1 protein-coding gene is annotated in these 1,679 nt (G+C 72.4%); it reads right to left on the reverse strand.

Annotation, left to right across the window (positions count from 1 at the left end; all coding sequences use genetic code 11):
- Positions 1 to 117: 117 nt before the first annotated feature.
- Positions 118 to 1,425, reverse strand: coding sequence for a M18 family aminopeptidase (locus tag ACFU7Y_RS43750; protein ID WP_224281154.1), 1,308 nt, complete (start codon positions 1,423 to 1,425; stop codon positions 118 to 120).
- Between the last annotated feature and the right edge of the window lie 254 nt (positions 1,426 to 1,679).

The raw sequence follows: 1,679 nt of genomic DNA on the forward strand, positions 1-1,679 counted from the left end.
CCGGCGTTCCTCGCCGGGCCCCGCCCTTCAGCTCGGTCTTCAGCCCTCCGACTCGGCCTCAGCCCTTCAGCTCGGTCTTCAGCCCTCCGACTCGGCCTCAGCCCTTCAGCTCGGTCTTCAGCCCTCCAGGAAGGCCTTGAGCGCGCTCGCCAGCAGGTACGGGTCGTCCGCGCCGCACAGCTCGCGCGCCGAGTGCATGGAGAGCGCCGCGATGCCGCAGTCCACCGTCGTGATGCCCAGCCGTGCCGCCGTGATCGGGCCGATCGTCGTACCGCAGGGCATGGCGTTGTTGGAGACGAAGGTCTGCCACGGCACGCCCGCCTTCTCGCAGGCGGCCGCGAACACCGCCCGGCCGACGCCGTCGGTCGCGTAGCGGTTGTTGACGTTGACCTTGAGGATCGGCCCGCCGTTCGGCATCGGGTGGTGGCCCGGCTCGTGCCGCTCGCTGTAGTTCGGGTGGACGGCGTGGCCCATGTCCGAGGAGAGGCAGACGGTGCCGGCGAGCGCCCGGGCCCGGTCCTCGGTGTTGCCACCGCGCGCGTGGATCGTCCGGTCCAGCACGTTGCCGAGCAGCGGGCTCTGCGCGCCGGTGTCGGACTCGCTGCCGGTCTCCTCGTGGTCGAACGCGGCCAGCACCGGAATGTACGGCAGGTCGGCGGCGGCGCCGGCCGTGGCGACGGCGGCGAGCGCGGCGGTGGCCGCGTGCACCGAGAGCAGGTTGTCCAGGCGCGGGGCGGCCAGCAGCTCGCGGTCGCGGCCCAGGTAGGAGGCGGGCTGGACGTCGTGGGTCATGAGGTCCCAGCCGACCACGTCGGCGGCGTCCAGGCCGGCCCGCTCGGCGACGTAGGAGATCAGCGCGCCCTCGTCGACCGGGCCGAGGCCCCAGATCGGGGTGAGGTGGCGCTGCTTGTCGAGCTTCATGCCCTCGTTGACCTGGCGGTCCAGGTGGATGGCGAGCTGCGGCACGCGCAGCAGCGGCTCGTCCAGCTGGACCAGCCGGGTGGTGCCGTCCTTGAGCGCGAGCCGCCCGGAGAGGCCGAGGTCGCGGTCCAGCCAGGTGTTCAGCGGGACGCCGCCGTAGATCTCCACCGCGACCTGCCGCCAGCCCTCCGAACCGGTGTCCGGCACCGGCTTGACCCGCAGGTTGGGCGAGTCGGTGTGGGTGCCGACGATCCGGAACGGCATCTCGGGGCCCGCCCCCTCCGGCAGGTACCAGGCGATCAGCGCGCCCCCGCGGATCAGGTAGCGCCCACCGGCCGCGCCGTCCCACGCGTCCGTCTCGGCGACCTGCCGGAAGCCCGCCTTCTCCAACCGCTCCGCGGCGCTCGCCACCGCGTGGTACGGAGACGGCGAGGTGCCGAGGAACGCGATCAGGTCGTCGCTGTGCGTCCGGTCGAAAAATGCCTGGCGGGCGGCGGTCGACATACTGCTCCTGGGTCGAGTGAGGGCCGAAGCCGGATGGGGAGTCGGCTTCGCCCCTGAGCATATGCCCGTACACAGACAGGGCATTCGGAACAGTCCGGTCCGATGCGCAACCCGGACACGGCCGTGAACCACCCCGCACGACCGGAGGTTTCCTCCGTTCGGGTGCGGTCCCGTGACGCACCGACGGCCCAGGACGCACGCACGACTCAGAACACGCGCAGGGCCCAGGACGCACCGAAGGGCCCGGTGGCAGC

This window comes from Kitasatospora sp. NPDC057542 (assembly GCF_042801945.1).
Classification (GTDB): Bacteria; Actinomycetota; Actinomycetes; order Streptomycetales; family Streptomycetaceae; genus Kitasatospora.